Here is a 1,528-nt window from a genome sequence, read left to right as displayed (position 1 = left end):
CAGGAGGCTATCAATTCTGTAATTGCACAAACATATACTGACTGGGAATTGATTATTGTTGATGATGGTTCTACTGATGCAACTTCATCCATAATAGCAAACAATAGCAATCAAGAGGGTCGTATAAAGAGTTTTTACCAAGAAAACGGAAAACAAGGTAAAGCAAGAAATTTAGGAATCACTAAAGCAAGTGGTTCGTATATAGCATTTTTGGATGCTGATGATTTATGGTTACCAGAAAAATTAGAAATTCAATTGCAAGAAATCAAAGAGGAAAATGTAGATTTAGTTTTTTCAGATTCTTATATTTTTAATAATGATAATGTTTTCGATAGAAGTAGAAAGATGAATACTCTTAACCAAATTTTTAGAGGTGAGGAAGCATTGAAACATTTTCTTGATGGCAATAGAATTCCTACCCTTACTGTATTAGTTAAAAAGGAAAGGATAAAATTTGTTAATGGCTTTACTGAAAAAAAAGAAATTCCTCTTGCCGAAGACTATCATTTGTGGTTAAAGATGTTAATTAGTGGTTTCGTTTTTTACGGTTCTGGTAAAATATTAGCTTCTTATAGAGTTCACGGAGAATCTTCTACTAGTCAAGATAAATTAGCCAATAAACAACTCCCTGAGGTCTTTTTTGATTTGCTACAAAATAATTCTGAAGCAAAACCAATACTTTTAAGCGCTATAAAGAAAGTATTCAGAAAACAGTATAATGGAAGAATTTATACAAAATCAGATTTTTATTTTGTTATAAATGAAAATTGTCGTTATTTGGATAAGCGATTCTATGCCCCTTTTTATAAAATTATCAACTATTTTCTTGGAACGAAAATAACCAAGAAGTTTTTAAATCATTTGTTAAATGCCTAAAGTCTCCATCATCGTTCCCTGCTATAACCAAGCTCAATTTTTGGATGAGGCTTTGCAATCGGTTTTAGACCAGACCTACATTGATTGGGAATGCATCATCGTCAATGACGGCAGTACAGACCATACGGAAGAGGTGGCCCAAAGATGGGTATCAAAAGACAGTCGATTTGTTTGTTTGAAAAAAGAAAATGGCGGGTTGAGTAGTGCTAGGAATGCGGGTTTAGAAGCAGTAAAAGGGGAGTATATCCAGTTTTTGGATTCGGATGATTGGATTGCTAATACCAAATTAGAATTATCGATAAATATGCTTCAGGAAGCATTTGATAATAATGTAAAAATAGCAATATCTAATTTTAGAAGGTTTATTAATAAAGTTGAAGAGCCTATGCTTAATTCTGGAATCTTAAAAGACGAATTCTTTAATTTTGACAGCATACTTTATAAATGGGATGATACTTTTACAATACCAATTCATTGTGGTTTATTTGAAAAAACATTATTTCAAAATTTTAAATTTCCTGAAGAGTTAGGGGCAAAAGAAGACTGGATTATGTGAGTAAGTTTGTTTTATAAAGATTGTAAAGCTGTACATATTAATGAAGTATTAGCATTATATAGGATAAATATTGATGGTCTAACTCATAAAGATATG

At 31.2% G+C, this 1,528-nt stretch carries 2 protein-coding genes; both read left to right on the top strand.

The window, feature by feature from the left end:
• Nucleotides 1-876, top strand: an 876-nt coding sequence (locus EKL98_RS15730) for a glycosyltransferase family 2 protein (RefSeq protein WP_126563126.1), incomplete at its 5' end; no start/stop codon positions are given.
• Nucleotides 869-1,432, top strand: coding sequence for a glycosyltransferase family 2 protein (locus EKL98_RS15725; RefSeq protein ID WP_126563125.1), 564 nt, complete (start codon nucleotides 869-871; stop codon nucleotides 1,430-1,432). The genes EKL98_RS15730 and EKL98_RS15725, both read left to right, overlap by 8 nt.
• Nucleotides 1,433-1,528 lie beyond the last annotated feature (96 nt).

It is taken from the genome of Flavobacterium bomense (assembly GCF_003970355.1).
This window is presented reverse-complemented; position numbering and strand designations above follow the sequence as displayed.

Excerpts from the sequence above, each read along its gene's own strand:
- EKL98_RS15725 (WP_126563125.1), top strand. The coding sequence starts at position 869 with ATGCCTAAAGTCTCCATCATCGTTCCCTGCTATAACCAAGCTCAATTT.